Origin of the sequence: Cedecea colo, assembly GCF_011808225.1 — a bacterium.
GTDB classification, from domain to species: domain Bacteria; phylum Pseudomonadota; class Gammaproteobacteria; order Enterobacterales; family Enterobacteriaceae; genus Dryocola; species Dryocola colo.
On sequence record NZ_SOYS01000005.1, the window covers coordinates 133,023 to 160,016 of the forward strand.

A 26,994-nucleotide genomic window follows, 5' to 3' on the forward strand; every position below is an offset into this window, starting at 1 on the left:
TACGTCATCTAAAGAGTTAAGCGGAGGAAGATCTGCTTACTGGGATCAGTCTAGTGGGACAGTCGTGATTCGTAACCCTAAACCTGGCGACGGCGGAACAGCATTTAGACCAGTTAATGGAAGAGCATATTTTGATAATCTGAGGTAAATATGGATCTGTTGTCAGTCTCAAATGGCAAAGCTAAAATTAATATTGCTGAGAACGAACTGTTAATACTAAATTCAGCGCTTAATGAAATTTGTAATGGAATTGATATTGCTGAGTTCGAAACAAGAATCGGCTCAGAGAAAAGCGATGTTGAGGCATTACTAAGTAAGATAGGAAATATTTTAGATAAAATATCCGCTTGCTAATTGAACCAAACCCAGCCAACCGGCTGGGTTTTTACTTTATAACCAGTCAGTTACCGCATTATCTCTGCGGCTTGCTGATCACCTCAATCAACTCCGTCACCTGGCGCTGCTTGCGGGCGGAGAGCTTACAGACCTTCCTGAGCGTCTGCATAATCTCCGGCTCAGGTGGCGGGGCCGGTGGCAGTTCCTGGGCCGTCAGCACCAGACAACCCGGCATCACCCGCACCTTGAGCGGCGTCCCGGTCTCAAATCCTGCCTCATCGAGCCAGCCGCCCTTAAGCGTGATGGAGGTGGCCCGGTTATGCGTCTTCCAGTCGCGGATATAACCCACGGTATAACGACGGTTTTTTAGTTCCGCGGCTTCTGTTATAGCGGCTTCTGGCTTAGTATCGTGCGCAGCCATAATCAACTCCTTGTCAGTTGGTTGTGGTCAGCGGGCTGCTGGTGTTATCAGCACCTTCAGCCCGCGTTCAAAAATCTTCTTCAGTCGTCCGTTCCCGTCTGCTGTGCCTGGGCTATCACGGCGTCCAGCATCTGTGAAACCAGCTTCTGCTTACTCTTTGGTAACTGACCGATCATCTGGATCTGCTGTTCCAGTCGTGAGGCCGGGCCTCGCTTGCGCGGGGCGTTCTCTGCTTCCTCACCCAGCAATCCCTCCAGCGAAACCGAAAGGAGCTTCGCCACAGCAGGAAGTATCGGGATCTGTATGCGTCTTCTGCCTGCTTCCCAGGACTGTACCGCCTGCTGGGAAACGCTAAGGGCTTCAGCCATCTGTACCTGAGTCAGCCCGGCATCCTTACGCAGGGCGCTGATGCGGTTCCCTAACTCCGTCATAAATACCTGTTCTTCACTGCTGATTGATGCGGCCATCGTCGGTTTTATCCGTGTTACCTGTGACTTGATGACCATAATCTACCTTCTGTTTTACATCTTACTGTTGTAAATACTACCTACTGTGGTATATGCTTGTCGAGTTATTTTTACTGAAACCCTATTGACAGTTTTTTAAGGGAGCAGCGGTATGAAAGGCAGAATGACCCCGGAAGAGCTGGAGCGGCTGAAACGTGAGGTGTCGCTGGTTACGGTGGCCGGATCACAGGGCCATAAGCTGAAGCGCCAGGGACAGGACAGCTACGTCTGCCTGTGCCCGTTCCACCGGGAGAAAACGCCGTCCTGTGTCATTACTCCGTCAAAGAACCTGTATCACTGCTTCGGCTGTAACGCGGCCGGTTCGGTGCTGGACTGGATGCAGCGCACCGAATCCCTGACATACCCGCAGACTCTGGTCCGGCTGCGCGAACTGGCTGACTCTGCTCCTTCTTCAGCCGCCGCCGTTCCTGTGGCTCCTCCTGCGCCACCACGCCAGACGCTCACCAACCTGGACGACGACGGCCAGGCGCTGCTGCATCAGGTTGTGGGTTACTATCAGCAGAATCTGCTGAACAGCCCGGAAGCGCTGGCCTGGCTGGAAAAGCGCGGCCTGACTCATCCCGATCTTGTGAACCACTTTAAGCTGGGGTTCGCCGGGGCGCACGGCGTGGCGGGGGCGCTGCCGTCCACGGCGTCGAAAGAAGGTAAGGTGCTACGCCAGCGGTTAACGCAGTCCGGCGTGCTACGGGAAAGTACCCGTCAGGATCACTTCCGGGGCTGTCTTGTCGTGCCGGTTATCGGCCGGGCTGAGTCGGCAAACGTGGCTCATCGCGGGCGGGTGTTACAGCTCTACGGGCGCAGAACGCTGGCTGACAGCCAGATCAAAAAGGGTTCACCCAGGCACCTTTATCTGCCGTCATCGTTAACCGGGATCTGGAATGAAGAGGCGCTGAAAGCGGCTTCAGAGGTGATCCTGTGCGAGGCGCTGATCGACGCCATGACCTTCTGGTGTGCGGGTTACCGCAACGTGATCGCGGCTTACGGGGTGAACGGCTTCACCGTCGATCATCTGGCGGCGCTCTCGTATCACGGGGTGAAACGGGTGTTGATCGCCTTCGACAGGGACGAGGCCGGGGATCGGGGTGCGGAAGCGGTGGCTTCTGAGCTGGCTGCTGTGGGGATCGAGGCGTGGCGGGTGCGGTTCCCGGCCGGGCTGGATGCAAATGAATATGCGCTGAAGAGCGGCAACCCTGAATCCGCCTTCGCGCTGGCGCTGGAGCAGGCTTCCCGGATGGGCAGCGGCGTGGTTGCTTCATCAGAAACCGTGACCGCCAGCGGTGAAAACCCTTCTTCTTTAGCTGCCCGGCACCGGTTCGTCAGGCGGCTGAAGCGGTGGCCTGCGAAGTCACGCCTTCCGGTGAGTTGCTGTTACGCTCCGGGCCGCGCGCGTGGCGGGTGCGGGGCTGGCAGAAAAATACCCTGAAGGAGATGATGAAGGTCAACGTGCAGGTGCTGGATGAATCCGGCGGAGCAAATGGAAAATAATGTGACGGACATTGCCGATGAAGAATGAAGCAGTATACTAACAGTTAATAACTGATAGTAATCCGGATGGAGAAACGACCATGCCAACCAGCGTAGCACTCAGCCCTTACTTCGAAGCGTTCATCCGTGAACAGATAGAAAGCGGGCGATATAACAACACCAGTGAAGTGATCCGTGCGGGACTGAGAGCACTGGAAGAGCGGGAGCAGCAGATGAAACTGGAATCACTACAAAACGCGGTCAGCGCAGGAATAAACAGTGGCGAAAGCAAAAGCGCGGAAGAGGTGTTCGGCCGCCTGTCGCAGAAATACCGGCGTCAGGCCGAAGGCGGTAAAGCGTAATGAAGCTGGGTATCTCACCACTGGCAGAGCAGGATATGGAAGCTATCGGTGACTATATCGCGCAGGATAACCCGGTACGGGCAGTGAGCTTCACGGAAGAGCTGTACCAGCAGTGCCTGCTGATAGCGGAGTCACCGGTTATCTACCGGGAAAGACCAGAGCTGGGGCAAAGCGTCAGAAGTTGCGCTTACGGGCGTTACCTCATCGTGTTCAGGGTACTTGATACAGAAGTGCGTATAGAGCGGTTGCTGCATGGCTCAAGGGATGTCATCAGGCTGTTCAGGGAGCCGGACAGCCCGTAAGCCGTCTGTGAGCGGAGTGGTTCCGTGCGCGGCAGAGCGCGCCGTCCCTGGCGCGATCTGCCTTCATCCGGTTGAGTGCCGCGCGGGGTAAATGGCCGCGCAGCGGCATGGACGTTGTGCAACATGTTCGTACTGTGTGGCCGCCGTTCGGCCATTAACCATAATGCAGGAGATTATACACACTCTCGCGCCCACCTCAGCAGTCCACAAAAACCCTCCATGCGCTCGTATGCGTCTAATCTGCATTATGGCGAGCGCCGCCGCTTGTGGCAGTGGGTGCAGGCCGCCGTCCCTGGCGGCGTCGGCCTCAGCATCGTGTTCAGCAAACGGCCAGGCGTTGTCGGCCGCTGGCCTCCACTAAAAGCGTTCATGCCCGCCCGGTGTCGTCTGTCTGCGCCGGGTCGTGCCACGCGGTAAAGAAGCGTGTCACTCCTTGCCGTCTCGCCAGCTTCCACTTCCCGCCCCGTGTGGCCATGCAAAGACAAACCCCGGTCATACAGGCGTGCATCAGAGCACCGTCCCGTAGCTTGCGGGCCTCGCCAGCCCGCGTCCGGCAGGCGGTTCACCGGCCCACAGTGAGCTGTGAACCGGCTCCCGCCGTGAAGGAAAGCGGTAATGACAGACGGCAGGATGTTGCTCAAATGCGCGACAGGTTAGCGGTTGAAGTGAGGTGCAAACTCATTTCAACCGCGAAACATCACTCTTTCTTTCTCTGCGTCTTATCCTGTTTTTCTGTCATCCCCAGTAATTCATCAACTGAACGATTTAGTAATCGGGATAAATCGGGCAAAAATGAGGCGGAAACTTTTAGTTTTGCCCCTTCGTAATGCGCCATTGTTTGCTGCGCTATCCCAAGATGTTCAGTACGATAAAAGAAACTATTGCCATTAATGCGGCAATAGGAACCACCGTTAATACGGTATCTCAGCTTAACGGAAAAGGACCATTCAGCTATGTGGATGCAATTATGGCTGAGATAACGTCAGCCGCAACAACAGGAAAGAGTATCGGGGCATCAGCTGTAATAAATATGGGCGGTGCGGCGATTGGAAGTGGAATTAAGGGTAAAAATCCGACTAATAATGTAATAGGAGCTGTCTTCGGTAGTGTTGGTGGTAAAGTTGTTGATGTACTGTCCCCTGTGGCTAATCAATCAACGAAAGATGTTATTGATGCTGTCACAGGCTCTGCCGCTTCGGAGTTAACCGGAAATGCGGTCAAAGACAAATTGGACAAGAGGGATAAAGCATAATGAAAATATTAAGAAAGCCGATTTTGCTTGGCTTCTTTTTTGGTTTCTTATTGTTCCGTCCTGATATCTGTAGCGCTCTTTATATGTCAATTAAGCGTATCAGTAGCTTTTTATCTCAAAAATGGTAAGTTCCTTTTTTATGGGAAAATGCTCTGGATCTTGCTTTTAAAAAAGGTTGTATTACTGGCTTGATTTTAGGTCTGTGTCTCTGGTTAAAAGCCAGGTTACAAGAACAAAAAAATAGCGGTACGTCGATTAAGTAAAATATGAATCCCGACCCTTAGCGGCCGGTTTTTTTTTATCCGTCACTCAGCAGGCCGTGTCACCTGTTGCCCGTGCTCAATAGTGACGGTAACCAGCGTGTCGATTCCGAGTCTGGCCTCTACCAGCCAGTCGCGTCTTTTCTCAATGCTACTCCCCAGCTTTTTTAATTTCCCGCTAAGGGTTGTTACTATGATAATACCTGTGGGGAAAGATTCTTCCACGCGCTGAAAGTGGAATATATACACGGAGACATGGCTCATCAACTGTGAAATAATGCAAACGACGGTGTTTAATTATATCGAGTGCGATTATAATGGCTGATACCGCCGCAGTGCCTGCGACGGTATCAGTCCGGAACAATTTGAAAACCAGAGTCTCGCTTCGGGCTGTGTCCACATTACGTTATGCGGGTAGAGCTAATTGATTAAAATCCTCAAACATTAGCCGTCATTCCCGAACGGGAATGCATTTGACTTATCAGAAAATAACGCTTGCGTGCTTGCTGATAATATCATGATTAAGATGCGTTTATTATCTGACATTGACTACCATTTATATGATTTATAGTTATAAATCATTGGAGAGTGAATTTTTCCAGATGATTATATATCTTCTCGTGGTTTGGTGAGAATCGTTAGTTTTTCATGTATTAACTTGCTAATAAATAAGAAAAATAATTGAATTATTTTATGCTGATTATCGCTAGAATCTAAGGGTACAGATCCTATTTCTCACCAGGATTTGAGTAGCCATTACCATTCCTGACTGGACAGTGCGAGCAGTTCAATCGGAGCCTCACTGGCATTAATCTGTTTTTACAGAGGACAAAAAAATTTTTATTTAAAAAGGGAATTTCTTAATGTTAAAAAAAATAGTAATCGCTGGAGTTTGTGGCGTGGCGGCTCTGACAAGTGGTTGTGCGTCAGAATCATCCCGTTCTGTTGAAGTCGCGAAGGTTACCAGCGCCAGTACGCAATGGCACGGTCTCCGTACTCCGATATCCGTTGGAAAATTTGATAACCGTTCTCACTATATGAATGGTATTTTCTCAGACGATATAGATCGGCTGGGAAATCAGTCAAAAACCATTTTGATAACTCATTTGCAACAAACCGGACATTTCAACGTTCTCGATCGTGCTAATTTGGCAGAAATCAGGAATGAAGCACAAATTAATGGTAAAGGACAGCAACTGAAAGGCGCCACCTTTGTTATTACGGGCGATGTAACTGAGTTTGGTCGAAAAGAAACGGGCGATCGCCAGTTGTTTGGCATTCTTGGTCGAGGTAAAACTCAGGTGGCATATGCCAAAGTCGCATTAAACGTTGTTAATATTAAAACCTCAGAAGTAGTATTTTCGTCGCAGGGAGCAGGTGAATACGCACTATCAAATCGTGAAATCGTGGGGTTTGGTGGCACAGCAAGCTATGACTCAACACTGAACGGTAAAGTGCTGGATCTGGCAATTCGTGAAGCCGTAAATAATCTGATTGCCGGAATTGATAATGGTAGTTGGAACCCCGGAAGTAACTAATACAAGGATGACATAAGTTGAAAAATATAAATAGAATTGGTTTGTGGTTAATTGTTATTGCACTGGCAGGATGTGCAAAGCAGGAACCAAAGAAAATATACTACTGGGGTAATTATCAGGATACATTGTATAGCTTCTATACTAATGATTCGTCATCAGAAGCGCAAATTGGTGCTCTACAAGCTATTGTCGAAAAAGCAAAAGCCACAGCTAAACCGGTTCCTCCGGGATTACATGCCCAGCTAGGCATGCTTTATAGCAATACGGGTAAAATGGATCTTGCGATTGCTGAATTTAATAAAGAAAAGATGTTGTTCCCGGAATCAACTCCATACATCGATTTTCTCACCAGTAAAGACAAAGGAAGTCTGAAATGAAACCATTATTTGCATTATTAATTTTTGCATTCAGCCTCATTTTAACGGGCTGCGCAAAACCAACTCCGGTGCAGTCTAAAGATTACTCCGCATTTAAAGAAAGTAAGCCTCGCAGCATTTTAGTGTTACTACCTAAGAATCATTCAACGGATGTTGATGCAAGCCATAGTTTTCTCTCTGTAGTGACCCACCCTCTGGCTGAAGGGGGATATTACGTATTTCCGGTTGCGGTGGTAGAAGAGACCTTTAAGCAAAATGGCTTATCAAATGCTGAGGATATTAATGCTGTCAGCATCACCAGATTACATCAGATTTTTGGGGCGGATGCGGTATTGTATTTAAATGTGAAAGAGTATGGTACTTCCTACCAGCTTATAAACAGTGATACCAGAGTTTCCGCCAGCGCCAGATTAGTGGACTTACGTACAGGTAAAGAATTGTGGAAAAAATCTGCCACGGCTTCATCCAACGAAAATGACGGTAATTATAATAATGGCCTGTTGGCGATGGTTGTGAACGCCGCCATTCAACAAATAGTAAATACCGCAAGCAATAAATCATATGAAATATCAGGTATTACAAGCGCCCGCTTATTAAACGCAGGTTCGTCCGGCGGATTACTGTATGGGCCTCGTTCTCCGGAGTATGCAAAGGCAGCTATGTAACAGGTGTAATGATATTTTTAAGAGGCTGCATTAGACAATGATGTAGTCTCCCCATTGCCTTCATAGTCGATGCAGCGTCAGTAATCGGCCCGTTTCAGAACCCATCCAGCATGAAACCAATGGCCGCCTTTACTGCCGGGTGAGGAATGTCTGCGTTGCAGATTACGGCACCGAGTGCTTTCAAAGAGCATAAAATAGAAGAGCTGATAAATTTTGTGGTGCTTATCGCCTGGCATTACTCTTCTGGCAGGCCCTTTATTTTCGGGCTACCGTTAATCTCTCCGCCCCCGCTTTCCTCCCCCAAATTAAATAAGAATGAGGAGTGACGCGGCACACGGCTATGGCAAGGTGGCGGCAATTTTAAGACACGGGAAAGTTACTATGTTGAATGCCTGGCATCTTCCGGTTGCGCCATTCGTACAAACGCGTAAAGAGAAGCTGCATATCACTCTTTGGCTGGCGGGCGACGACCTGCCGGAACGCGTGGTGTTGCGCGGCGAAAAGGATAACGAAGAAACGTCGATCGCCATGACGCGGCAGAAAAACGCGCCTTATGAAGGTGTGGTTGCATGGACCGGCGCAATCGACTTGAGCAGCGGCCAGCCGCGCCGTCGGTACAGTTTTAAGCTTTTATGGCTTGATAAGCAGCGCTGGTTTACGCCGCAAGGCTTCAGCCCGATCCCTCCGGCACGCCTGGAGCAGTTTGCCTTTGATGCGCCTGATGAAGGGCCGCAGTGGGTGCAGGATCAGGTGTTTTACCAGATTTTCCCGGATCGTTTTGCTCGCTCACAGCCGCGTAAGGCTGGGCAGGATGAGATTTACTATCATCATGCTGCAAAGCGCGAAATCATTCTGCGCGACTGGGACGAACCCTTGAGTGGAGAGGCGGGCGGTTCAACGTTTTACGGCGGCGATCTGGACGGCATTAGCGAAAAGCTGCCGTATCTGAAAAAGCTCGGTATCACGGCGCTCTATCTCAACCCGGTGTTTACCGCGCCCAGCGTGCATAAATATGACACGCAAGACTATCGTCATGTAGATGTGCAGTTCGGCGGCGATCGTGCGCTGTTGAGATTGCGCAAGAACACGCAGCAGCAGGGGATGCGTCTGTTGCTTGACGGTGTATTCAACCATAGCGGCGACACGCACCCGTGGTTTGACCGTCATCAGGCTACCGAAGCCGGAGCGTGCCATAATCCTGAGTCGCCATGGCGGGATTTTTACAGCTTCTCCGAAGAGGGACGCGCGCTGGACTGGCTAGGTTATTCCAGCCTGCCAAAGCTGGATTACAGCTCTGAATCGCTGATAGAGGAAATCTATCAGGGCGAGGACAGCGTGGTGCGTCACTGGCTGCGCGAGCCGTGGGGAATGGACGGCTGGCGCCTGGACGTGGTGCATATGCTGGGCGAAGAGGGTGGAGCGAAGAATAATCTGCTACACGTCAGCGGCATCACTAAAGCGGCGAAAGAAACTAAAGCGGATGCCTACGTGCTGGGCGAGCATTTTGGCGATGCACGCCAGTGGCTACAGGCGGATGCGGAAGATGCGGCGATGAACTATCGCGGTTTTACCCTCCCGCTATGGGGCTTCCTGGCTAATACGGATATCTCCTACGATCCGCAGAATATTGATGCGCAAACCTGCATGGCGTGGATGGATGAATACCGCGCAAGCCTGTCTCATCAGCAGCAGCTGCGCATGTTTAATCAGCTCGACAGCCACGATACGGCGCGTTTTAAATCTGTTCTCGGTAAAGATACGGCTCGTCTGCCGCTGGCGGTAGTCTGGCTCTATTGCTGGCCGGGCGTGCCCTGTGTTTATTACGGGGATGAGGTGGGCGTAGATGGCGATAACGATCCCTTCTGCCGCAAGCCGTTCCCGTGGAATAAGCGCGACTGGGATCTGGATTTGCTGGCGCTGTATCAGCGTCTGGGCAAATTACGTCGCCAGAGCCGCGCGCTGCGCCAGGGTGGTTGTCATGTAGTTTATGCCGCAGGGGATGTGGTTGTCTTTGTGCGTGTTTATCAAAACGAACGCGTGCTGGTGGCTATTAACCGAGGTAATGCCACGGATATAACTCTGCCGTGGAGCCCGCTGCTCAGTGGCAAAGCGTGGACGCAGCATGAAGGCGGGGCGCAGATAGATAATCGCGAGCTGTCGCTACCGGGAGTTTCTGTCGCGGTGTGGCGCAGCCTGTAATTTTTTGCTGGATATCTGTCCTGCGATAAAGGGAATCTGTTCTTGTTTTGCTTTTTAGAAAAGCAAAAAGGCCGCTTTCGCGGCCTTTGAGACTGATGACAAACCTCATAACTTAAGAAGTTCAGAACGATGTCATCATAAAAATTAATACAAAAATCAATGCATTGATTTTCGGCAGATAACCGCAAAGAAGGAAAAACCACGCTTTTTCCTTCTTTGTCAACAAATAAAAAAGGCCGCTTTCGCGGCCTTTTCTTGATGCTTTTAGCGATTACAGCTTAGCAACGTTCTCGCTCAGGTACTTAGCAACGCCGTCCGGAGACGCGTTCATGCCTTCTTTCCCTTTTTCCCACTGAGCCGGGCACACTTCGCCGTGCTCTTCGTGGAATTGCAGCGCGTCAACCATGCGCAGCATTTCGTCAATGTTACGGCCCAGCGGCAGGTCGTTAACCACCTGGTGGCGCACGATACCGGCTTTGTCGATCAGGAAGGAGCCGCGCAGAGCAACGCCTGCCTCCGGATGTTCGATGCCGTAAGCTTTCTGAATTTCACGCTTAACGTCAGCAACCATCGCGTATTTCACTTCACCGATGCCGCCGTTCTCAACAGGGGTTTTACGCCATGCGTTGTGAACGAACTCGGAGTCAAAAGATACACCAACGACTTCTACGCCACGTTTCTGGAATTCTTCGTAACGCTTGTCGAACGCGATCAGTTCAGACGGACAGACGAAGGTGAAATCCATTGGCCAGAAGAACACGACGGTTGGTTTACCGTTGGTGTGTGCTTTGAAGTTGAAGTTTTCAACGATTTCGCCACTACCAAGTACGGCTGCGGCGGTAAAATCAGGGGCTGGACGAGTAACCAGGACCATATGTACTCCTGTTAATTTTGTTAAAGTGGGGTTTTACGCAACGGGGGGAGTATAGGGGTTGGCTTCCCGGCAACTCAAGCGTGCTGCGCCAATTAATCAGATAGGTTTTGTCTATTAAAAAAAGAATGTTTGCAAACTGACCTGCCAAAATAGCCCTTTTCTGTAAAAGGGCAAGAAGTTAATGCGCGGCCTGCGATCCTCTACAAACTTTTTTGTTCTGCCAGCGACATCATGCGTGGGTAAAACTGCCAGAACAGCTCTTCGAGCGGCTCATAATGATCCTCAAGGTCCTGCCAGGACGCTCGCAGAGCGCCGAGCTTTGGTCTACGCGAAGCCATGCCGTTGAGAACATTAGCAATAAATGCCATGTCGCTGTAGCGCTCAAGCCAGCGCTCTTCCCACAGATAATTGTTCAGATTGATAAAGCGTGGCGGCGTATCGGGCAGATGCGGTTCGATGTTTGCCCGGGCATGAGCAATAAATTCTGCCAGCCCGATTTGCGGACTGAGCGTTGACCAGTGGCGTGAGACGAAATGGTCCCACATCACGTCAAGCGTAATCGGCGAGACGCGGCGCGTTTCAGGGCGGAACCACCGTTTGGCCGTCGTCACTTCAGGAAGCCCATCGGTCAGAGCATCTACGCGGCGATGCATATAAATGCCCGCGACGATGTCGGGAGCAAAGCTGTCATCCGGGTTACCGCGGACAAAATCTGCCAGCAGGTTGCCCAGCAACGAACTCTGAGCAAGGCTTGCAAGGTGCAAGTGGGCGAGAAAATTCATAAATTACTTTATCCGTATTGAGCTTTATGGCGGCTTACTGGTTGCAGGGAAAGTCCCCCGGCACTAGACTGTACCGCCACTTTTTGAGTCTGAGTTTTTAAGCCATGCGTGTTGCCGATTTCTCCTTTGAATTACCAGAATCCCTGATTGCTCACTATCCGCAGGCGCAACGTAGCGCTTGTCGTTTGCTGTCGCTCGACGGGCCGACGGGTGATTTAACGCATGGCACTTTCACCGATCTGCTCGATAAGCTCAACCCTGGCGATCTGCTGGTCTTTAATAATACCCGCGTGATCCCGGCACGCCTGTTTGGCCGCAAAGCCAGCGGCGGCAAGATTGAAGTGCTGGTGGAGCGCATGCTGGATGATAAACGCATCCTCGCGCATATCCGCGCTTCAAAGGCGCCTAAGCCGGGCGCTGAACTCCTGCTGGGCGATGATGAAAGCGTACACGCCACGATGGTTGCGCGCCACGATGCGCTGTTCGAAGTGCAGTTTGAAGACGAGCGCAGCGTGCTGGATATTCTTAACAGCATCGGTCATATGCCATTGCCGCCGTATATTGACCGCCCGGATGAAGAAGCGGACCGCGAGCTTTACCAGACCGTTTACAGCCAGAAGCCCGGAGCCGTAGCCGCGCCAACGGCGGGCCTGCATTTTGACGAGCCGCTGCTGGAAGCATTGCGTAATAAAGGCATCGAACAGGCGTTCGTTACGCTGCACGTCGGCGCAGGGACCTTCCAGCCGGTGCGCGTGGACAGTATTGAAGAGCACATCATGCATTCTGAATACGCGGAAGTGCCGCAGGACGTGGTGGACGCCGTGCTGGCCTGTAAAGCGCGTGGGAATAAAGTTATCGCGGTTGGGACGACCTCCGTGCGTTCGCTGGAAAGCGCCGCGCAGGCAGCCAAAAATGAGCTGATTGAACCGTTCTTTGGCGACACGCAAATCTTTATCTACCCGGGCTATCAGTACAAAGTTATCGACGCGCTGGTGACTAATTTCCACCTGCCGGAATCAACGCTGATTATGCTAGTTTCCGCTTTTGCCGGTTATAAACACACCATGCGAGCCTATAAAGCTGCCGTTAATGCTGAATATCGATTTTTTAGCTACGGCGATGCGATGTACATCACGTACAATTCGCAGGCGATTAACGAGCGCCCCGGCGCTTAATCCTTTATTGCGCGCCGCCGGATAACCCGACGGCGTTTTTGTCTTAATCATCAGACTGTTTCTCTGATGCTGGAGGAAATGTGAAATTTGAATTAGATACCACCGACGGCCGCGCACGCCGTGGTCGCCTGGTGTTTGAGCGTGGTGTGGTGGAAACCCCTGCGTTTATGCCTGTTGGCACCTACGGCACCGTAAAAGGCATGACGCCGGAAGAAGTGCAGGATACCGGGGCGCAAATTATTCTCGGCAATACTTTCCACCTGTGGCTGCGTCCGGGTCAGGAAATCATGAAGCTGCATGGCGATCTGCATGACTTTATGAACTGGAAAGGCCCGATTCTGACCGACTCCGGTGGTTTCCAGGTCTTCAGCCTGGGCGATATCCGTAAGATCACCGAGGCGGGCGTACATTTCCGCAATCCAATCAACGGCGATCCGATCTTCCTCGATCCAGAAAAATCGATGGAAATTCAAAACGATCTGGGTTCTGATATCGTGATGATCTTCGACGAATGTACGCCATACCCGGCAGACTGGGATTATGCGAAACGTTCGATGGAGATGTCCCTGCGCTGGGCGAAGCGTAGCCGCGATCGCTTTGATTCTCTTGGCAATAAAAACGCGCTGTTTGGTATTATCCAGGGCAGCGTTTACGAAGATTTACGAGATATCTCGGTAAAAGGTCTGGTAGAGATAGGCTTTGATGGCTACGCTGTCGGCGGCCTGGCTGTTGGCGAACCGAAGGATGATATGCATCGTATTCTGGAGCATGTTTGTCCGCAAATCCCCGCTGACAAGCCACGTTACCTGATGGGCGTAGGTAAACCGGAAGACCTGGTTGAAGGCGTACGCCGCGGTATCGATATGTTCGACTGCGTAATGCCAACGCGTAACGCACGTAACGGTCATCTCTTTGTCACCGATGGCGTGGTGAAAATCCGCAATGCGAAGCACAAAGATGACACTTCTGCGCTCGATTCTGAGTGTGATTGCTATACGTGTCGCAATTATTCACGTGCCTACTTGCATCATCTCGACCGTTGCAACGAAATACTCGGCGCACGACTCAACACTATTCATAACCTGCGCTATTACCAGCGCTTAATGGCTGGTTTACGCAAGGCCATTGAAGAGGGTAAATTAGAGCACTTCGTGAGTGATTTTTACGAGCGCACAGGTAAACCAGTTCCACCTTTGAACGTTGATTAATTTAATAATGAGGGAATTTTAATGAGCTTTTTCATTTCTGATGCGGTAGCTGCAACAGGTGCTCCAGCGCAGGGTAGCCCGTACTCTTTGATTCTGATGCTGGTGGTCTTTGGTCTGATCTTCTATTTCATGATCCTGCGTCCGCAACAAAAACGTACTAAAGAACATAAAAAACTGATGGACTCCATCGCCAAAGGTGATGAAGTGCTGACGACCGGTGGTCTGGTGGGTCGCGTAGTGAAAGTTGCTGATACCGGCTACATCTCTATCGCGTTAAACGACACCACTGAAGTGGTCATCAAACGTGATTTCGTAGCTGCCGTTCTGCCGAAAGGCACCATGAAGGCGCTGTAATTTTCGTTTTCCCTAAGGGAACTACCGTGTTAAACCGCTATCCTTTGTGGAAGTACATCATGCTGGTCGTCGTGATTATCGTCGGCCTGCTATACGCGCTTCCCAACCTATATGGTGAGGATCCGGCAGTTCAGATCACTGGCGCGCGCGGCGTCGCCGCCAGTGAGCAAACGCTGATCCAGGTCCAGAACACCTTAAAAGAAGAAAAAATCACCGCTAAGTCTGTGGCTCTATCCGAGGGTGCGATCCTCGCACGCTTTGACACCACCGATACGCAACTGCGCGCTCGTGAAGCGTTGCTGAGCGTACTGGGCGACAAATACGTCGTTGCGCTTAACCTCGCGCCAGCAACTCCTTACTGGTTAACTAAAATTGCTGCAGAGCCGATGAAACTCGGTCTCGATCTGCGTGGCGGCGTGCACTTCCTGATGGAAGTAGACATGGATACCGCGCTGGGCAAACTGCAGGAACAAACCACAGAAGGCCTGCGTAGCGACCTGCGTGAAAAAGGCATTGCCTGGACCAACGTGCGTAAAGCCGATAACTATGGTGTCCTCGTGGCCTTTCGTGACGGCGCCGCGCGCGATGCGGCTGTTTCTTACTTAGGCCCTCGTCATCGCGAGCTGGTTATCACAAACCAGGGCAGCAATATGCTGCGTGCCGTGATGTCAGATGCACGTCTGAGCGAAGCCCGTGAATATGCGGTTCAGCAAAACATCAATATTCTGCGCAACCGTGTAAATCAGCTGGGTGTGGCAGAGCCGCTGGTTCAGCGCCAGGGTGCCGATCGCATCGTTGTCGAGCTGCCGGGTATTCAGGACACCGCCCGTGCGAAAGAGATTCTGGGTGCGACCGCAACGCTGGAGTTCCGTCTGGTTAATACCAGCGTTGACCAGTCTGCTGCCGCTTCAGGCCGCGTACCGGGTGATTCTGAAGTGAAACAAACCCGTGAAGGCCAGCCGATTGTCATGTACAAACGCGTGATCCTCACCGGCGACCACATCACCGATTCCACTTCAAGCACCGATGAGTACAACCAGCCGCAGGTTAATATTTCACTTGATAGCGCTGGCGGTAACATCATGTCTAACTTCACCAAGGACAACATCGGTAAACCGATGGCGACCCTGTTTGTGGAGTATAAGGACAGCGGTAAGAAAGATGCTACCGGTCGTGCGGTTCTGGTGAAACAGGAAGAAGTGATCAACGTGGCGAACATTCAGTCGCGTCTGGGTAACAGCTTCCGTATCACCGGTATCAACAACGCGAACGAAGCTCGCCAGCTCTCTTTGCTGCTGCGTGCTGGCGCTCTGATTGCACCTATTCAGATTGTTGAAGAACGTACCATTGGCCCGACGCTGGGTATGGAAAACATCAAGCAGGGTCTGGAAGCCTGTCTGGCAGGTCTCGCGGTTTCCATCATCTTTATGCTGTTCTTCTATAAGAAGTTTGGCCTGATTGCGACCTCTGCGCTGCTGGTTAACCTGGTGTTAATCGTCGGGATTATGTCTTTGCTGCCGGGTGCGACGCTGACCATGCCGGGTATTGCGGGGATCGTGCTAACCCTTGCGGTAGCTGTTGATGCTAACGTGCTGATCAACGAGCGTATTAAGGAAGAGCTTAGTAACGGTCGTTCGGTACAGCAGGCTATCAACGAAGGGTATCAGGGCGCATTCAGCTCCATTTTTGATGCCAACATCACGACGCTTATCAAGGTCATCATCCTGTATGCCGTCGGCACCGGGGCAATTAAAGGCTTTGCGATCACGACCGGTATTGGTGTGGCGACGTCCATGTTTACCGCTATCGTCGGTACCCGTGCCATCGTAAACCTGTTGTACGGCGGCAAACGCATCAACAAGCTGTCTATCTGAGGAGTGCGTTGTGGCACAGGAATATACTGTTGAACAATTAAACCACGGGCGTAGGGTCTATGACTTTATGCGGTGGGATTACTGGGCTTTCGGCATCTCTGGCCTGTTGCTGATCCTTTCTGTCATCGTTATCGGTGTGAAGGGTTTCAACTGGGGTCTGGACTTCACCGGCGGTACGGTTATCGAAATCTCGCTGGAAAAACCGGCCGATCTGGATCAGATGCGCGAAGCGCTGGAGAAAGCGGGCTTTGCCGAGCCGCTGGTGCAGAACTTCGGCAGCAGCCGTGACATCATGGTGCGCATGCCTCCTGCTCAGAGCGAGTCCGGTGGCCAGGTGTTAGGTAGCAAAGTTGTCAGCGTGATTAACGATGCGACCAACCAGAACGGCGCGGTAAAACGCATTGAGTTCGTCGGCCCAAGCGTGGGTGCCGATCTGGCGCAGCACGGGGCGATGGCGCTGCTGGTGGCGCTGATTTCCATTCTGGTATACGTCGGATTCCGCTTCGAATGGCGTCTGGCTGCCGGTGTGGTTATCTCGCTGGCGCACGATGTGATCATCACCATGGGCGTGCTGTCGCTGTTCCACATCGAAGTCGACTTAACTATCGTCGCCTCTTTGATGTCGGTTATCGGCTATTCGCTTAACGACAGCATCGTGGTATCCGACCGTATTCGTGAAAACTTCCGCAAAATCCGTCGCGGAACGCCTTACGAAATCTTCAACGTGTCGTTAACCCAGACGCTGCACAGGACGTTGATTACCTCCGGTACCACCTTAGTGGTGATCCTGATGCTGTATCTGTTCGGCGGCGCGATGCTTAAAGGCTTCTCGCTGACTATGCTTATCGGTGTCTCTATCGGTACAGCATCTTCTATCTACGTGGCGTCGGCGCTGGCGCTGAAGCTTGGCATGAAGCGTGAGCACATGTTGCAGCAGAAAGTAGAGAAAGAAGGCGCGGACCAGCCGTCTATTTTGCCTTAACCGCTTTGCCAGCAGATAAAACCGCAGCCGTGCTGCGGTTTTTTTTCGCCTGGCGCCTGGGACAGATGTAAAAAAGCCAGCGGCTAAGCTGGCTTGAATCAGTGAGGCCGGAGATCCTGGCGGATGGCGCGTTTGCTTATCCACCCTACAAACTTGGGTTTTGTCGGTCGGGTAAGCGTAGCGCCACCCGACAGAGCTGTTAAATCTTAGAAGCTATATCCTACAACGATGTAGCCGTCCCAGCCGGTAGAACGCACGTTGAAATCACCGTTACCGAAGTTCAGGCTGGCGTCATCGTTCCACTGACCACCGTTGTGCCAGTAACGCGCCACCAGTTCTTAATGTCAGTTCGTTATTGAGAAGGTGTTGCTTCTGACCCCAGCTCTCTTCCCGGAGGGGCGAGGGGGCCGATCGAATAGTCCTCTCTCAGAGGGACGGGGAAGCGATTGAGCAGGCCTTATTTCAGAAGTTAAGCTCGGCTCGTTTTTATCCTTCTCCCTGTGGGAGAGGAACGGGGCGAGGGGGAAACGCTTAATCCGCTACCGGCCTGAATTGCGCAAGCCACGCCTGACGTTGCTCGCGTGCCCGCTGCGCCACGCGCGCCTGCGGATCAGAGTTAAACCCGTGATATGCCCCCGGCCAGATAGCCATCTCCACGGCAACGCCCGCACGGATCAGGCGCTGCGCGTACGCCATATCCTCATCGAGAAACAGATCCAGCGTGCCAACGCCAAGCCAGGTCGGTGGTAGATGAGTCAGATCCGTTGCCCGTGCCGGAGCGGCGTAAGGGGAAATGCCCTCAGATCCCGGCTCACAGCCCAGCAACGCTTGCCAGCCGAAGCGATTATATTCCCGCGTCCAGGCGAACTCGCCGGTCACCGGATTTGGGTTTTCTTCCGTTACCGTACGGTCATCGAGCATCGGGAACATCAGGTTCTGAAAGGCCAGCGCCGGTCCTTTACGGTCGCGCGCCAGCAGGGCCAGTGACGCAGCCAGCCCGGCACCTGCGCTGTCACCCATCAGACCAATATGGTCTGGGTGGATACCGAGCGTGGCGGCGTTTTTTGTCATCCACACCAGCGCGGCATAGCAATCCTCCAGCGAGCCCGGAAACACGGTTTCCGGGGCCAGGCGGTAATCCACCGAGACAATCACGCAGTCATGGCGTAGCGCGGTAACGCCGGTCAATGAGAGCGATTGTTCCGGGCTACCAAACAGATGGCCACCGCCATGAATATGCAAAATGCCTATTCGGTTTTGCCCCGGCGTTACGGGAGCAATCACACAGACTCTGACGGCAGGATGTGCGGGCGAGGAGATAAGATGTTCTTCCACCGATAACCCGGTGTCCCGGAAAGCCTGCACATTGTCCAGGGCGGCCTGCTGGCGCTGTTGGCGAAGTGCGACGAGAGCGTCGTGTGTCAGGGTGAGGGAAAGGCTGTCAGCCAGTGCCGGGCGTAACTCAGGGTCGACCAAATTCCATGTATTCATCATGTAGCCTTGTCCGTATCGGTAAACATCACGGAGCGGGAAATCTCCCGCTCCGCCATTACCTTACAGTGATTCGCCGTTGCTGGCGATAACCTGTTTATACCAGTCAAAGCTACGTTTCTTACTGCGTTTCAGGGTGCCGTTACCGTCGTTATCCTTATCGACATAGATAAAGCCGTAGCGTTTTTTCATCTCGCCGGTCCCGGCGCTGACGATATCAATGGGCCCCCACCAGGTGTAACCCATGATGTCGCAGCCATCGGCAACGGCCTCGGCCATTTCACGGATATGCTGGCGGCCATAATCGATACGCGCCGCGTCGTCGATCACGCCATTTTCATCCGGTTCGTCCACGCCGCCGTAGCCGTTCTCGACGATAAACAGCGGCTTACGGTAGCGATCCGCCAGCTCATTACAGACGATACGGAACCCTTTGGCGTCAATTGGCCAGCCCCAGGCGGTCTTTTCCAGATACGGATTGTCCTGGCCGACGGTGCCCCCGGTATCGACGCGGAACTCACCGCCCGCCTGATGCAGCACGCTGCGATAATAGCTAAAGCCGAGGTAGTCGGACGGGTAACTGGCAATCAGTTCCAGATCGCCTTCTTCCATCGCCAGCTCAATGTTCTGTTCGCGGAACAGGCGCGGCGTCCAGGCCGGATACTGGCCGAGCATCATCACGTCGGAGTAAAACAGCGAACGGCGGCGCAACTGCATGGTCGAGAAGATATCTTCCGGATTGCAGGTAGCCGGGTAAACGGTGCTCAGCGACAGCATGCAACCTATCTTTGCGTCCGGGATAATCTCGTGGCAAAGCTTGTTGGCCAGCGCGTTGGCGACAAACTGATGATGGTTCGCCTGGTACAGCTCCTGTGGCGTGGAGTTAGGGTCCACGGCGCCGGTGGCAAACGGCATTCGGTTCATATTGTTCAGTTCATTGAAGGTCATCCAGTATTTGACCTTCTCGCGATAGCGCCTGAACACCACTTCGCAGTAGCGGGCGAAGAAATCCACCAGCTTGCGGTTCTTCCAGCCGCCATACTCCTGATACAGCGCCAGCGGCGTCTCATAGTGTGAGAGGGTGATTACCGGCTGGATGCCATGTTTGAGCAGTTCATCAAACAGGTCGTCGTAAAATTTCAGCCCGGCTTCGTTGGGCGTGGTCTCATCGCCACGCGGGAAGATGCGCGTCCAGGCGATAGAGGTGCGGAAACAGCTAAAACCCATCTCGGCAAACAGCGCCACGTCTTCTTTGTAATGGTGATAGAAATCGATCGCTTCATGGCTGGCGTAGTATTTATGCGGGTCGATAACCGCATCATGTTTGCCGGAGGCAATGCCGCCGTGTACCACGTCAGAGATGGACGGCCCTTTGCCGTCTACGTTCCATGCACCTTCCGCCTGGTTGGCGGCAATCGCGCCGCCCCATAAGAAATCTTTCGGAAAAACAGACATATTCACTCCTTAATTCGTTAAATCTTCGCCATTGGAGGCGATCGCTTTTTTGTACCAGTGGTAACTCTTTTTCAGGGAACGTTTCTGGGTGCCGTTGCCCATATCATCCTGATCGACATAGATAAACCCGTAGCGTTTGGAGATTTGCGCGGTGCCCGCGCTCACCACGTCAATCGGCCCCCACCAGGTGTAGCCAAACAGATCCACGCCGTCGGCCAGCGCTTCCTGCATCTGCTCGATGTGTAAGCGCAGGTACTCAATACGGTAATCGTCATTGATGGAGCCATCGGCATTGACGGTATCCACTGCACCAAGGCCGTTTTCGGCAATAAACAGCGGCTTCTGGTAGCGGTCATACAGCTGATTCAGCGCCAGGCGCAGCCCTTTCGGATCAATCTGCCAGCCCCATTGGCTGGTGGGCAGGTGCGGGTTGCGAATGCCGCCGGCGATCAGATTGCCCTCGGCCCCTTCCAGTTTTTCCGGATGCGCGCTGACGGTGCTGGACATGTAATAGCTGAACGACACGAAATCGACCGGGTGCTGGCGCAGGATCTCATCGTCACCGACCAGTTTTTGCAGCGTGACGCCTTTTTCTGCCAGCATGCGGCCGGTATAGGCCGGGTAGTAGCCGTGCGCTTGCACATCGCTAAAGAACAGCGACACGCGCTGCATCTCTTCGCAGGCCTGCAAATCGTCCGGGTGACAGGTATGCGGGTAGAGCATCTGGTAGCTAATCATGCAGCCCACTTTCGAGCCCGGAATGATCTCATGGCAGGCTTTAGTGGCCAGCGCGCTGGCGACGAACTGGTGGTGCGCCCCCTGATATTTATCCTGTTCGAGGTGCGGGTTATCCTCTTCAATCACCCCAACGCTGACGTACGGATGGTGCTTCACGCAGTTGATCTCGTTGAAGGTCATCCAGTACTTCACTTTTTTGCGATAGCGGGTAAAGCAGGTGGTGGCAAAGCGTACGTAAAAATCCACCACCTGACGGTTTGGCCAGCCGCCGTAATCGGTCACCAGCGCCAGCGGCATCTCGTAGTGCGACAGCGACACAATCGGCTCGATACCGTGGGCGAGCAGGGCGTCAAACACCTCATCGTAGAATTGCAGCCCGGCCTCGTTTGGCGTGGTTTCATCACCGCGCGGGAAAAGACGTGTCCAGGCAATCGACATACGGAAGCATTTAAAGCCCATCCCGGCAAACAGCGCGATATCTTCTTTGAAGTGGTGGTAGAAGTCGTTGCCTTTGCGTTTCGGGTAATACTTCGTGCTGTTCGGATCCTGCGCTTCGCGCACCTGCGCATGGGTCATTTCCAGCCATTGGTCGAGCCAGCGCTCTTTGGGGGTATTGATATCAAACGTATAGACATCAGAGACGGACAACCCTTTGCCACCGACATTCCACGCCCCTTCGAGCTGATTTGCTGCTGTTGCGCCCCCCCACAAAAAACCTTCCGGAAATGATTTAGAAAATGTCATGCGCTTACTCCTCATGCCGCTGATGCGGTCAGTGTCAGAAATTCGTCCCGGCTGGCAACATCGCCATTCGCTTTAACCGGGCTGATATCGCCGTAGCGTTCGCTGTTGGTCACCACCACAATCACGCTGGGGTCGATACCCTCTGCGTGCAGCGCGTCGAGATCAAAGGTGACCAGCAGATCGCCGACTTCAACAAACTGTCCGGCTTCGATATGGCAGGCGAAGTGCCTGCCGCCCAATTTGACGGTATCAATGCCGATATGAATCAGGATTTCCGCCCCGGTATCGCTTTGCAGCGCCAGCGCGTGGTGGGTTTCGAAGACCGACTCCACCTTGCCGTTAACCGGGGAGCGTAATTCGCCCGTGGTGGGGTAAATCGCCAGCCCTTTGCCGAAAATCTCGTCGGCGAAGACCGGGTCACTCAGGGTATTGAGGGCTTTCAATTCACCGCTGACCGGGGCAAACAGCTTCTCTTCCGACTGGGCGATGGGCATTGGGCTCACGCCTGCGATCACCGGTTGGGTAGCCTCCTCAAAGCCCAGGATCACGGTGATGATGGCGGCACCGACAAATGAGATGGCGATACTGACCAGCGCCCATAAGAAGGTGGGGCCGACCAGACCGGGAATACCCGGCAGGCCGCTTAAGGCAAAGGCGTAGGTTTTTACCCCCATTGCCATAGCGAACGCGCCGCCGCAGGCCCCGCCAATCAACGCGGCGGCAAACGGACGTTTGTAGCGAATGTTGACCCCGTACATCGCCGGTTCAGTAATCCCCATCGCGGCGCTAAAACTGGTGGTGAGCGCCAGTGATTTGAGTTTTTTGTCGCGAGCGCGCAGGAACACGCCGAAAGCGGCACCGGCCTGGCCGAGGTTGGCGATGTAAAAGAGGATCTTGATCGGGTCGTAACCTATGGTGCTGATGTTGTTGATCATGATCGGTACGATCACATAGTGCATACCGGTGATGATGATGAGCGACAGCGTGCCGCCGACCACAATCCCCGCCACGATCCCCATGTTCTCCACCAGCCAGATAATGCCGCCTGAGAGGGCGTTACCGGCAAAAATGCCCACCGGGCCGATGGCGATAAGTGTGATGGGGGTGACGATCAGCAGACACAGCAGCGGCACAAACATAGTTTTGAGCGGGCCGGGTATAATGCGGTCGACCCAGCGTTCAACGTGGCTGAGCAGCCACACCGCCAGCAGTATCGGAATTACCGTTGAGGCGTAATTAACCGTTGGTACGGGCAGGCCAATAAAGTGCACCGGCGCGCCCGCCTTAAACAGCGCCTGAATCGCCGGGTGGAAAAGCACGGCGGCGAGGGCCACGGCGACATAGGGGTTGGCGCCGAATTTTTTCGCCGCGCTAAAAGAGAGCGCCAGCGGCATAAAGTAGAAAACCCCGTCGCTGATGGCCAGCAGGATTTGGTAGGTCTGATTGGAGGTTTCTACCCATTTCATGGCGACCATCAGCGCCAGCAAACCTTTCAGAATACCGGCCCCGGCGATGGCGGGAATGACAGGAGAGAAGATGCTCGACAACCCCTCCAGTACCACCGAGACAGGGTTACGCCGTTTGGTGGGACGCGCATTGTTTTCCAGCCCGGGGAGCTGGCTGAGTAGCGCGTTGCATAAGGGGCCGACTTCATTACCGATAATCAGCTGGAACTGATCGCCGGAGATGTTGACGCCAATCACGCCGTCGAGCGCTTCAAGCTTCGCGCGGTCGGCCTTGTTGTTGTCTTTGAGTAAAAAACGCAGACGGGTAATACAGTGAAACAGCGACAGTACGTTGTCCTTTCCACCGATAAGGGCAATTATCTGCCGCGCAGTGTCCTGATAGTTCATAAAAATTCCTCCAGACTGAAGCCAAATACCGACTTCATCCACAATGACCGGCGTTAGCCGGGACCTTGTTTCCTCTGGGGTTTGCCTGATTTAACAGTAACAAGCCTGGATGGAATTGATACGCTTCATGCTTCGGGTAACGTTCTGTGCCCTGAAGTCATCTGCGTATATTCACCTACGCGCTATACCTTTTCCGCGTTTGGCGATGTGCGCTGCACAATATTCTCGATATGCACCGCGAGATAGAGCTTTTCCGAGTTGCTCATGGGGTGATGATAATTCTTGCTGACGAACTCATTCATCGCTTCGACACATTTCAGCGTGGTTTGATAACGCCGCTGGACCAGTTCGAAGAATTCCTCGTCATCATTATTTAACACCACGCCATCAATCACCCGTTGGGCGAAAAATTTTAAATGAGTAATGAACCGCTGATAATTAAGGCTGTGTTCGTCGAGCGGCAAGTTGAAAAAATACTTAACAATGTTCTGCAATTGGTAAATAAGGCGCGTGATTTGTGCGGTTTTTCCCATGGTGTCATTCAACCCGGCATTCACAATATGCAGAGCGATACTGCAGGCCTCGCTGTCGGGTAATAATGTTCCGGTGCGGGCGACAACCATGCCCAGCGCCTGACGGCCAACGCCGTACTCGCTGGTGTAAAAATGACGCACTTCCCACTCCAGAGGATTGGGCAAAATCTCATTGTTTTGTTGGCGTTGCAGCGCAAAGTGCAGGTGATCGGCGAGAGTGACATACAACCCTTCGCTGAGCTTATGGGGAAGCGTATTGCGTGCCAGCGTGACGATATCCGCGGTTAATTGCAAAATATCGACCGGCACTTCGCTGACCAAATCTTTAAACCGTGCGGAGACTTGCGAATCTTCCAGATGGAATATTTTCTCAATGGCTTGTCGGTCAACGCTGGCCCCGCTGTGGGTATTAAACCCCAGCCCACGGCCGGTTAAAATAACCTCCAGGCCATCTTCATCAACCGCGCTGACAACATTATTATTTAATATTTGTTTGACCAGCATCGCCAACTCCTGAAAACAAAATCGGGCAAAACATAAATACAGCGCTGGGCGGATTGGCCCCTCAGTCTGCATTTAGGTTTTGCCCGATTATCGGTAACAAGCGTAATGCAGTTAAAAAACTAGCACCGTGCAAAAAAATATTCAATGCAACAAAAGGGCTCAGGTAAATTCATATGCCAAATTGTGATCCGGTTTGCGAAAAGCACTTTTTCAGCTGAAACGTAGCCTGCGAAGGACAAACATTGTCACTTTTCCGTGTGCCGATGTGGATTACAGCTTACTGGCGCAAGGTTTAACGCCGCGAATCACTTCAGTGGCCGCGCATTATTAGAAAAAGGCTGCCCTGGAGCGGTAAAAAAGAAGCCGCAACGCTATTCGCCTTTTTTAAATTGACCAGATCCTCCGCCGTCGTCGTGTTTCGACGGCCACGATGCTGGCTGAGCGGCTCGAAGTTTCCGAGCGTACTATCTATCGTGATATCCGGGATCTTTCACTTTCCGGCGTGCCGGTTGAAGGAGAAGCAGGCTGCGGTTATCGGCTGCTGTCGGGCTACGACCTGTCGCCTTTAATGCTGACACCTGACGAAGTTGAAGCGCTGATTGCGCGATTCGACTGGTGAAAACCTGGAGCGGGGACTCGATGGCGTGGGCTGCGGAACGGAAGCTACTGGCGATGCTCTTATTGAGCGCCCGGATCGCTCGCTGGCGGATTTTATCCGTTTGCAGCAACAAGCTGACTACCTGTCGGAAATAAAAAAGCCGACCGGCAGTTAAGCGGTCGGCTTTCCTTTAGCATGGTGAGTTATCAGAAGTTATAACCCACAACCAGATAACCGCCCCAGCCGGTAGAACGCACGTTGAAATCACCGTTACCGAAGTTCAGGCTGGCGTCATCGTTCCACTGACCACCGTTGTGCCAGTAACGCGCCACCACGGAGTAATGCCAGTGATCGTAGTTCAGCGCCAGGATATGGCTGGAGGCGATAGAGTCGCTGGTGCGAGCATGACGACCGTTGTTGTCGTAGAAATTGTCATCGCCCAGATCTGAGCCCCAGTCAAAGTTGGTGAAACCGATGTAGCTCAGGTTACCGCCCCACAGGGTGGTGAGCGGCACAAAGTATTTCACTTTAAAGCGGTAGCCATCCCACTCGTTTTCGTTGGATGCGCCATAGTTCTGCCACTGGTATTTCGCGTACACGTTCAGAGACAGGCTCATCGGCAGGCCCGTCTCGATGTCGGTGCCCAGACCCATATACCAGGTGTTCTGCTTGCTTGCTTCGTTGCCGTGAGCGCCCATATCATAGATATAGTTGTTGGCGATGTACCATTCTTTAAACGGACCAAAGGCCAGGCTGGTGCCGGTCAGCTTATCGATAGAGAAACGCGGTTCGATCTCCATGAACATACGTGAACCGTCGTCCCAGATACCCGCGTCATTACCGTTACCCCAGCGGAAGGTTTTTGGGATATCGATATAGCCATAAAAATCGAACCAGTCTTTTTTGGCAAAGGCTTCATATTCCAGGTAAACATCATTATTAATTTGCGGCCCGAAGCGGGTGTGGTAGCTGCCCACCACGTTTACGCTCTGGTGCCACCAGTCTGAAAGATATTCGCTGCTTTTGGTCTCTTCCGCGCTTGCGGAGAAAGAGCTTGAAAGTGCCAGAACGGTGCCGGCCGCCAGAATAATTTTTTTCATATTATTTGCCACTGTTTTACATGATTCCCGTGAGGGGAGGAGGTGAGTCGCCACCTGAAGCCATTAACCATTTACCTGGTTTTTAATCGGCGCGCCTATTATAGAAATCCTTGCTCACAAAAATATGTTTCATTTCACATTATCATCATTCGCGTAATCGATTGCGTTCACGATTACACATATTAAAAACGGCGAGATTGTACCTGCCACAGAAAATTAAGCAAATGAGCGTTGGATAGTTGCAGGTAAGTGTGATGCTTATCACTATTTAGCCGTGAAACAGAGCATGGCAGCGGCCAGGGCAAACCGTAAGCGAGGATGTAAAAAATCACTTTAGCAAATGCGCTGGTTATTCCTCTCACCCTCCAGGGAGAGGGAACTGGCGAGAGTATTATTTTCGCCCTCTTCCGGAAGAGAGGGCGTTCTTTACTAAAGGCTTACTGTGCGGGTTGAATACCTGGCTGAATATCGTGAAAGCGCACAAAGCCTAACTGCTCCGGCGTAACACCTGACAGGCGTAGCGGAATGCTGACATCGCTCGGCGCAAGCACGCTTGCTGGCGCAGCAATCCGTTGCGTCTGGACATTTACCTCCTGATAACTGTCCGTCGTGCCCTGAATTTGTCCCCACGCGATTTCGGCAGTAAATGCTGGCAGCGGATCGCTCGATTCTCCTTTGATGGTAAGCGTAGCTCGCGTGCCGTTCGCTTCCGCCGCAATGTTACTGAGCGACATTTGCAGATTGCCTATCTGGCTGTTCAGGCGTGCTGGCGTGTCTGAACCAGGCAGCAGGTACACGCCGGTGGTAGATTTCGCGTTCAACGCATTCTGCTGGGTTAGCTTTACGCTCCGATCGCTGAGCTTCATCATGTCCTGATTGAGCGCTCCCACTTCCTGACGCATCTGGCGCACTTCGGTTTGCTGGGCGCAGGCGGTCAGGCTTATCAGACAGCCAGCCAGGAGAAATCTTAGGTAAGTCTTTGTCATGGCTTGTAATTCCTTATGGTTCTTTCCTTAACTAAGCGTA

25 protein-coding genes and 5 pseudogenes are annotated in these 26,994 nt (G+C 52.7%); 17 read left to right on the top strand and 13 right to left on the bottom strand.

What is annotated here, in order from left to right; translation table 11 throughout:
- Positions 1–150 precede the first annotated feature (150 nt).
- Entirely contained in the window at positions 151–354 is a 204-nt protein-coding gene (locus tag E2L00_RS12635) for a hypothetical protein (protein ID WP_167612009.1), read from the top strand.
- A gap of 58 nt (positions 355–412) precedes the next feature.
- Here the strand turns inward: E2L00_RS12635 and symE are convergent, their stop codons facing one another.
- Together symE and E2L00_RS12645 are read right to left on the bottom strand one after the other, a co-directional pair.
- Positions 413–757, bottom strand: coding sequence for an endoribonuclease SymE (symE, locus tag E2L00_RS12640; RefSeq protein ID WP_167612012.1), 345 nt, complete (start codon positions 755–757; stop codon positions 413–415).
- 80 nt (positions 758–837) lie between these two features.
- Positions 838–1,263: a helix-turn-helix domain-containing protein gene (locus E2L00_RS12645; protein ID WP_236127738.1), complete on the bottom strand. Its 426-nt coding sequence runs from the start codon at positions 1,261–1,263 to the stop codon at positions 838–840.
- 112 nt (positions 1,264–1,375) lie between these two features.
- Between E2L00_RS12645 and E2L00_RS12650 the strand changes: the two are divergent.
- The 4 genes and pseudogenes from E2L00_RS12650 to E2L00_RS12665 form a co-directional block, all read left to right on the top strand.
- Positions 1,376–2,757, top strand: a pseudogene (locus tag E2L00_RS12650) (CHC2 zinc finger domain-containing protein); the annotation flags it as partial.
- A gap of 92 nt (positions 2,758–2,849) precedes the next feature.
- A complete protein-coding gene (locus tag E2L00_RS12655; protein ID WP_167612014.1) occupies positions 2,850–3,110 on the top strand; it encodes a type II toxin-antitoxin system ParD family antitoxin in 261 nt (86 codons plus the stop codon).
- Positions 3,110–3,412 carry a type II toxin-antitoxin system RelE/ParE family toxin gene (locus E2L00_RS12660; RefSeq protein ID WP_167612017.1) on the top strand — a complete coding sequence of 101 codons (303 nt, stop codon included), beginning with the start codon at positions 3,110–3,112 and terminating at the stop codon, positions 3,410–3,412. Before E2L00_RS12655 ends, E2L00_RS12660 begins: the two co-directional genes overlap by 1 nt.
- A 219-nt stretch (positions 3,413–3,631) precedes the next feature.
- Positions 3,632–3,829 (top strand): hypothetical protein, encoded by a 198-nt coding sequence (locus E2L00_RS12665; protein WP_167612020.1) that lies wholly within the window; start codon positions 3,632–3,634, stop codon positions 3,827–3,829.
- A gap of 280 nt (positions 3,830–4,109) precedes the next feature.
- Here E2L00_RS12665 and E2L00_RS21635 read toward each other — a convergent pair.
- Positions 4,110–4,274 (bottom strand): annotated as a pseudogene (locus E2L00_RS21635) (helix-turn-helix domain-containing protein); the annotation flags it as partial.
- Between E2L00_RS21635 and E2L00_RS12670 the strand changes: the two are divergent.
- From E2L00_RS12670 to malZ, 6 genes and pseudogenes are all read left to right on the top strand, one after another.
- Positions 4,269–4,664 (top strand): adhesin, encoded by a 396-nt coding sequence (locus E2L00_RS12670; protein ID WP_201279415.1) that lies wholly within the window; start codon positions 4,269–4,271, stop codon positions 4,662–4,664. The pseudogene E2L00_RS21635 and the gene E2L00_RS12670 overlap by 6 nt on opposite strands.
- 437 nt (positions 4,665–5,101) lie before the next feature.
- Positions 5,102–5,342 (top strand): annotated as a pseudogene (locus tag E2L00_RS21640) (IS3 family transposase); the annotation flags it as partial.
- Positions 5,343–5,787: 445 nt separating this feature from the next.
- Positions 5,788–6,462, top strand: a complete 675-nt coding sequence (locus tag E2L00_RS12675) for a CsgG/HfaB family protein (protein ID WP_167612022.1) — start codon at positions 5,788–5,790, stop codon at positions 6,460–6,462.
- 17 nt (positions 6,463–6,479) lie between these two features.
- Positions 6,480–6,839, top strand: coding sequence for a DUF4810 domain-containing protein (locus E2L00_RS12680; RefSeq protein ID WP_167612025.1), 360 nt, complete (start codon positions 6,480–6,482; stop codon positions 6,837–6,839).
- Positions 6,836–7,504 carry a DUF799 domain-containing protein gene (locus tag E2L00_RS12685; protein WP_167612029.1) on the top strand — a complete coding sequence of 223 codons (669 nt, stop codon included), beginning with the start codon at positions 6,836–6,838 and terminating at the stop codon, positions 7,502–7,504. Before E2L00_RS12680 ends, E2L00_RS12685 begins: the two co-directional genes overlap by 4 nt.
- Before the next feature lie 381 nt (positions 7,505–7,885).
- Positions 7,886–9,703 carry a maltodextrin glucosidase gene (malZ, locus tag E2L00_RS12690; RefSeq protein ID WP_167612032.1) on the top strand — a complete coding sequence of 606 codons (1,818 nt, stop codon included), beginning with the start codon at positions 7,886–7,888 and terminating at the stop codon, positions 9,701–9,703.
- A gap of 271 nt (positions 9,704–9,974) precedes the next feature.
- Here the strand turns inward: malZ and E2L00_RS12695 are convergent, their stop codons facing one another.
- A complete protein-coding gene (locus E2L00_RS12695; RefSeq protein ID WP_167612035.1) occupies positions 9,975–10,577 on the bottom strand; it encodes a peroxiredoxin C in 603 nt (200 codons plus the stop codon).
- 200 nt (positions 10,578–10,777) lie between these two features.
- On the bottom strand, positions 10,778–11,359 hold the full coding sequence (gene acpH / locus E2L00_RS12700; protein WP_167612038.1) for an ACP phosphodiesterase: 582 nt from the start codon (positions 11,357–11,359) through the stop codon (positions 10,778–10,780).
- 104 nt (positions 11,360–11,463) lie between these two features.
- Between acpH and queA the strand changes: the two genes are divergently transcribed.
- The 5 genes from queA to secF all read left to right on the top strand — a co-directional run bounded on the left by queA (position 11,464) and on the right by secF (position 16,952).
- Positions 11,464–12,534 (top strand): tRNA preQ1(34) S-adenosylmethionine ribosyltransferase-isomerase QueA, encoded by a 1,071-nt coding sequence (gene queA / locus E2L00_RS12705; RefSeq protein WP_167612041.1) that lies wholly within the window; start codon positions 11,464–11,466, stop codon positions 12,532–12,534.
- A gap of 80 nt (positions 12,535–12,614) precedes the next feature.
- The gene (gene tgt, locus E2L00_RS12710) at positions 12,615–13,742 is read left to right on the top strand and encodes a tRNA guanosine(34) transglycosylase Tgt (RefSeq protein WP_167612044.1); all 1,128 of its coding nucleotides are present in this window, start codon (positions 12,615–12,617) and stop codon (positions 13,740–13,742) included.
- 21 nt (positions 13,743–13,763) lie between these two features.
- Complete coding sequence (gene yajC / locus E2L00_RS12715) at positions 13,764–14,096, top strand: preprotein translocase subunit YajC (protein ID WP_167612047.1); 333 nt, start codon at positions 13,764–13,766, stop codon at positions 14,094–14,096.
- Positions 14,097–14,122: 26 nt separating this feature from the next.
- Positions 14,123–15,970, top strand: a complete 1,848-nt coding sequence (secD, locus tag E2L00_RS12720) for a protein translocase subunit SecD (RefSeq protein ID WP_167612050.1) — start codon at positions 14,123–14,125, stop codon at positions 15,968–15,970.
- A 10-nt stretch (positions 15,971–15,980) separates the two neighbouring features.
- On the top strand, positions 15,981–16,952 hold the full coding sequence (gene secF / locus E2L00_RS12725) for a protein translocase subunit SecF (protein ID WP_167612053.1): 972 nt from the start codon (positions 15,981–15,983) through the stop codon (positions 16,950–16,952).
- 206 nt (positions 16,953–17,158) lie between these two features.
- On the opposite strand, the pseudogene E2L00_RS12730 reads toward secF, so the two are convergent.
- The 6 genes and pseudogenes from E2L00_RS12730 to licT form a co-directional block, all read right to left on the bottom strand.
- A pseudogene (locus tag E2L00_RS12730) lies at positions 17,159–17,287 on the bottom strand (outer membrane protein OmpK); the annotation flags it as partial.
- A gap of 196 nt (positions 17,288–17,483) precedes the next feature.
- A complete protein-coding gene (locus tag E2L00_RS12735; protein WP_167612378.1) occupies positions 17,484–18,443 on the bottom strand; it encodes an alpha/beta hydrolase in 960 nt (319 codons plus the stop codon).
- A 63-nt stretch (positions 18,444–18,506) separates the two neighbouring features.
- Complete coding sequence (locus E2L00_RS12740) at positions 18,507–19,898, bottom strand: glycoside hydrolase family 1 protein (protein WP_167612056.1); 1,392 nt, start codon at positions 19,896–19,898, stop codon at positions 18,507–18,509.
- Positions 19,899–19,907: 9 nt separating this feature from the next.
- A complete protein-coding gene (locus E2L00_RS12745) occupies positions 19,908–21,380 on the bottom strand; it encodes a glycoside hydrolase family 1 protein (RefSeq protein WP_167612059.1) in 1,473 nt (490 codons plus the stop codon).
- A gap of 11 nt (positions 21,381–21,391) precedes the next feature.
- Complete coding sequence (locus tag E2L00_RS12750; protein ID WP_167612061.1) at positions 21,392–23,233, bottom strand: beta-glucoside-specific PTS transporter subunit IIABC; 1,842 nt, start codon at positions 23,231–23,233, stop codon at positions 21,392–21,394.
- A 182-nt stretch (positions 23,234–23,415) separates the two neighbouring features.
- Positions 23,416–24,270: a BglG family transcription antiterminator LicT gene (licT, locus tag E2L00_RS12755; protein ID WP_167612064.1), complete on the bottom strand. Its 855-nt coding sequence runs from the start codon at positions 24,268–24,270 to the stop codon at positions 23,416–23,418.
- A 388-nt stretch (positions 24,271–24,658) separates the two neighbouring features.
- On the opposite strand from licT, the pseudogene E2L00_RS12760 reads away from it, so the two are divergent.
- Positions 24,659–24,948: pseudogene (locus E2L00_RS12760) on the top strand (helix-turn-helix transcriptional regulator); the annotation flags it as partial.
- Positions 24,949–25,074: 126 nt separating this feature from the next.
- Here E2L00_RS12760 and E2L00_RS12765 read toward each other — a convergent pair.
- Together E2L00_RS12765 and E2L00_RS12770 are read right to left on the bottom strand one after the other, a co-directional pair.
- Entirely contained in the window at positions 25,075–25,968 is an 894-nt protein-coding gene (locus E2L00_RS12765) for a nucleoside-specific channel-forming protein Tsx (RefSeq protein WP_167612067.1), read from the bottom strand.
- Between the two features lie 437 nt (positions 25,969–26,405).
- A complete protein-coding gene (locus E2L00_RS12770) occupies positions 26,406–26,954 on the bottom strand; it encodes a SadB/YajI family lipoprotein (protein WP_167612075.1) in 549 nt (182 codons plus the stop codon).
- Positions 26,955–26,994: the final 40 nt, after the last annotated feature.

What these genes read in the sequence shown, in the direction of transcription:
- E2L00_RS12635 (WP_167612009.1), top strand. Translation starts at nt 151, where the DNA reads ATGGATCTGTTGTCAGTCTCAAATGGCAAAGCTAAAATTAATATTGCT.
- symE (WP_167612012.1), bottom strand. Translation starts at nt 757, where the DNA reads ATGGCTGCGCACGATACTAAGCCAGAAGCCGCTATAACAGAAGCCGCG.
- E2L00_RS12645 (WP_236127738.1), bottom strand. Translation starts at nt 1,263, where the DNA reads ATGGTCATCAAGTCACAGGTAACACGGATAAAACCGACGATGGCCGCA.
- E2L00_RS12655 (WP_167612014.1), top strand. Translation starts at nt 2,850, where the DNA reads ATGCCAACCAGCGTAGCACTCAGCCCTTACTTCGAAGCGTTCATCCGT.
- E2L00_RS12660 (WP_167612017.1), top strand. Translation starts at nt 3,110, where the DNA reads ATGAAGCTGGGTATCTCACCACTGGCAGAGCAGGATATGGAAGCTATC.
- E2L00_RS12665 (WP_167612020.1), top strand. Translation starts at nt 3,632, where the DNA reads ATGCGCTCGTATGCGTCTAATCTGCATTATGGCGAGCGCCGCCGCTTG.
- E2L00_RS12670 (WP_201279415.1), top strand. Translation starts at nt 4,269, where the DNA reads ATGTTCAGTACGATAAAAGAAACTATTGCCATTAATGCGGCAATAGGA.
- E2L00_RS12675 (WP_167612022.1), top strand. Translation starts at nt 5,788, where the DNA reads ATGTTAAAAAAAATAGTAATCGCTGGAGTTTGTGGCGTGGCGGCTCTG.
- E2L00_RS12685 (WP_167612029.1), top strand. Translation starts at nt 6,836, where the DNA reads ATGAAACCATTATTTGCATTATTAATTTTTGCATTCAGCCTCATTTTA.
- malZ (WP_167612032.1), top strand. Translation starts at nt 7,886, where the DNA reads ATGTTGAATGCCTGGCATCTTCCGGTTGCGCCATTCGTACAAACGCGT.
- E2L00_RS12695 (WP_167612035.1), bottom strand. Translation starts at nt 10,577, where the DNA reads ATGGTCCTGGTTACTCGTCCAGCCCCTGATTTTACCGCCGCAGCCGTA.
- acpH (WP_167612038.1), bottom strand. Translation starts at nt 11,359, where the DNA reads ATGAATTTTCTCGCCCACTTGCACCTTGCAAGCCTTGCTCAGAGTTCG.
- queA (WP_167612041.1), top strand. Translation starts at nt 11,464, where the DNA reads ATGCGTGTTGCCGATTTCTCCTTTGAATTACCAGAATCCCTGATTGCT.
- yajC (WP_167612047.1), top strand. Translation starts at nt 13,764, where the DNA reads ATGAGCTTTTTCATTTCTGATGCGGTAGCTGCAACAGGTGCTCCAGCG.
- E2L00_RS12735 (WP_167612378.1), bottom strand. Translation starts at nt 18,443, where the DNA reads ATGAATACATGGAATTTGGTCGACCCTGAGTTACGCCCGGCACTGGCT.
- E2L00_RS12740 (WP_167612056.1), bottom strand. Translation starts at nt 19,898, where the DNA reads ATGTCTGTTTTTCCGAAAGATTTCTTATGGGGCGGCGCGATTGCCGCC.
- E2L00_RS12745 (WP_167612059.1), bottom strand. Translation starts at nt 21,380, where the DNA reads ATGACATTTTCTAAATCATTTCCGGAAGGTTTTTTGTGGGGGGGCGCA.
- E2L00_RS12750 (WP_167612061.1), bottom strand. Translation starts at nt 23,233, where the DNA reads ATGAACTATCAGGACACTGCGCGGCAGATAATTGCCCTTATCGGTGGA.
- licT (WP_167612064.1), bottom strand. Translation starts at nt 24,270, where the DNA reads ATGCTGGTCAAACAAATATTAAATAATAATGTTGTCAGCGCGGTTGAT.
- E2L00_RS12765 (WP_167612067.1), bottom strand. Translation starts at nt 25,968, where the DNA reads ATGAAAAAAATTATTCTGGCGGCCGGCACCGTTCTGGCACTTTCAAGC.
- E2L00_RS12770 (WP_167612075.1), bottom strand. Translation starts at nt 26,954, where the DNA reads ATGACAAAGACTTACCTAAGATTTCTCCTGGCTGGCTGTCTGATAAGC.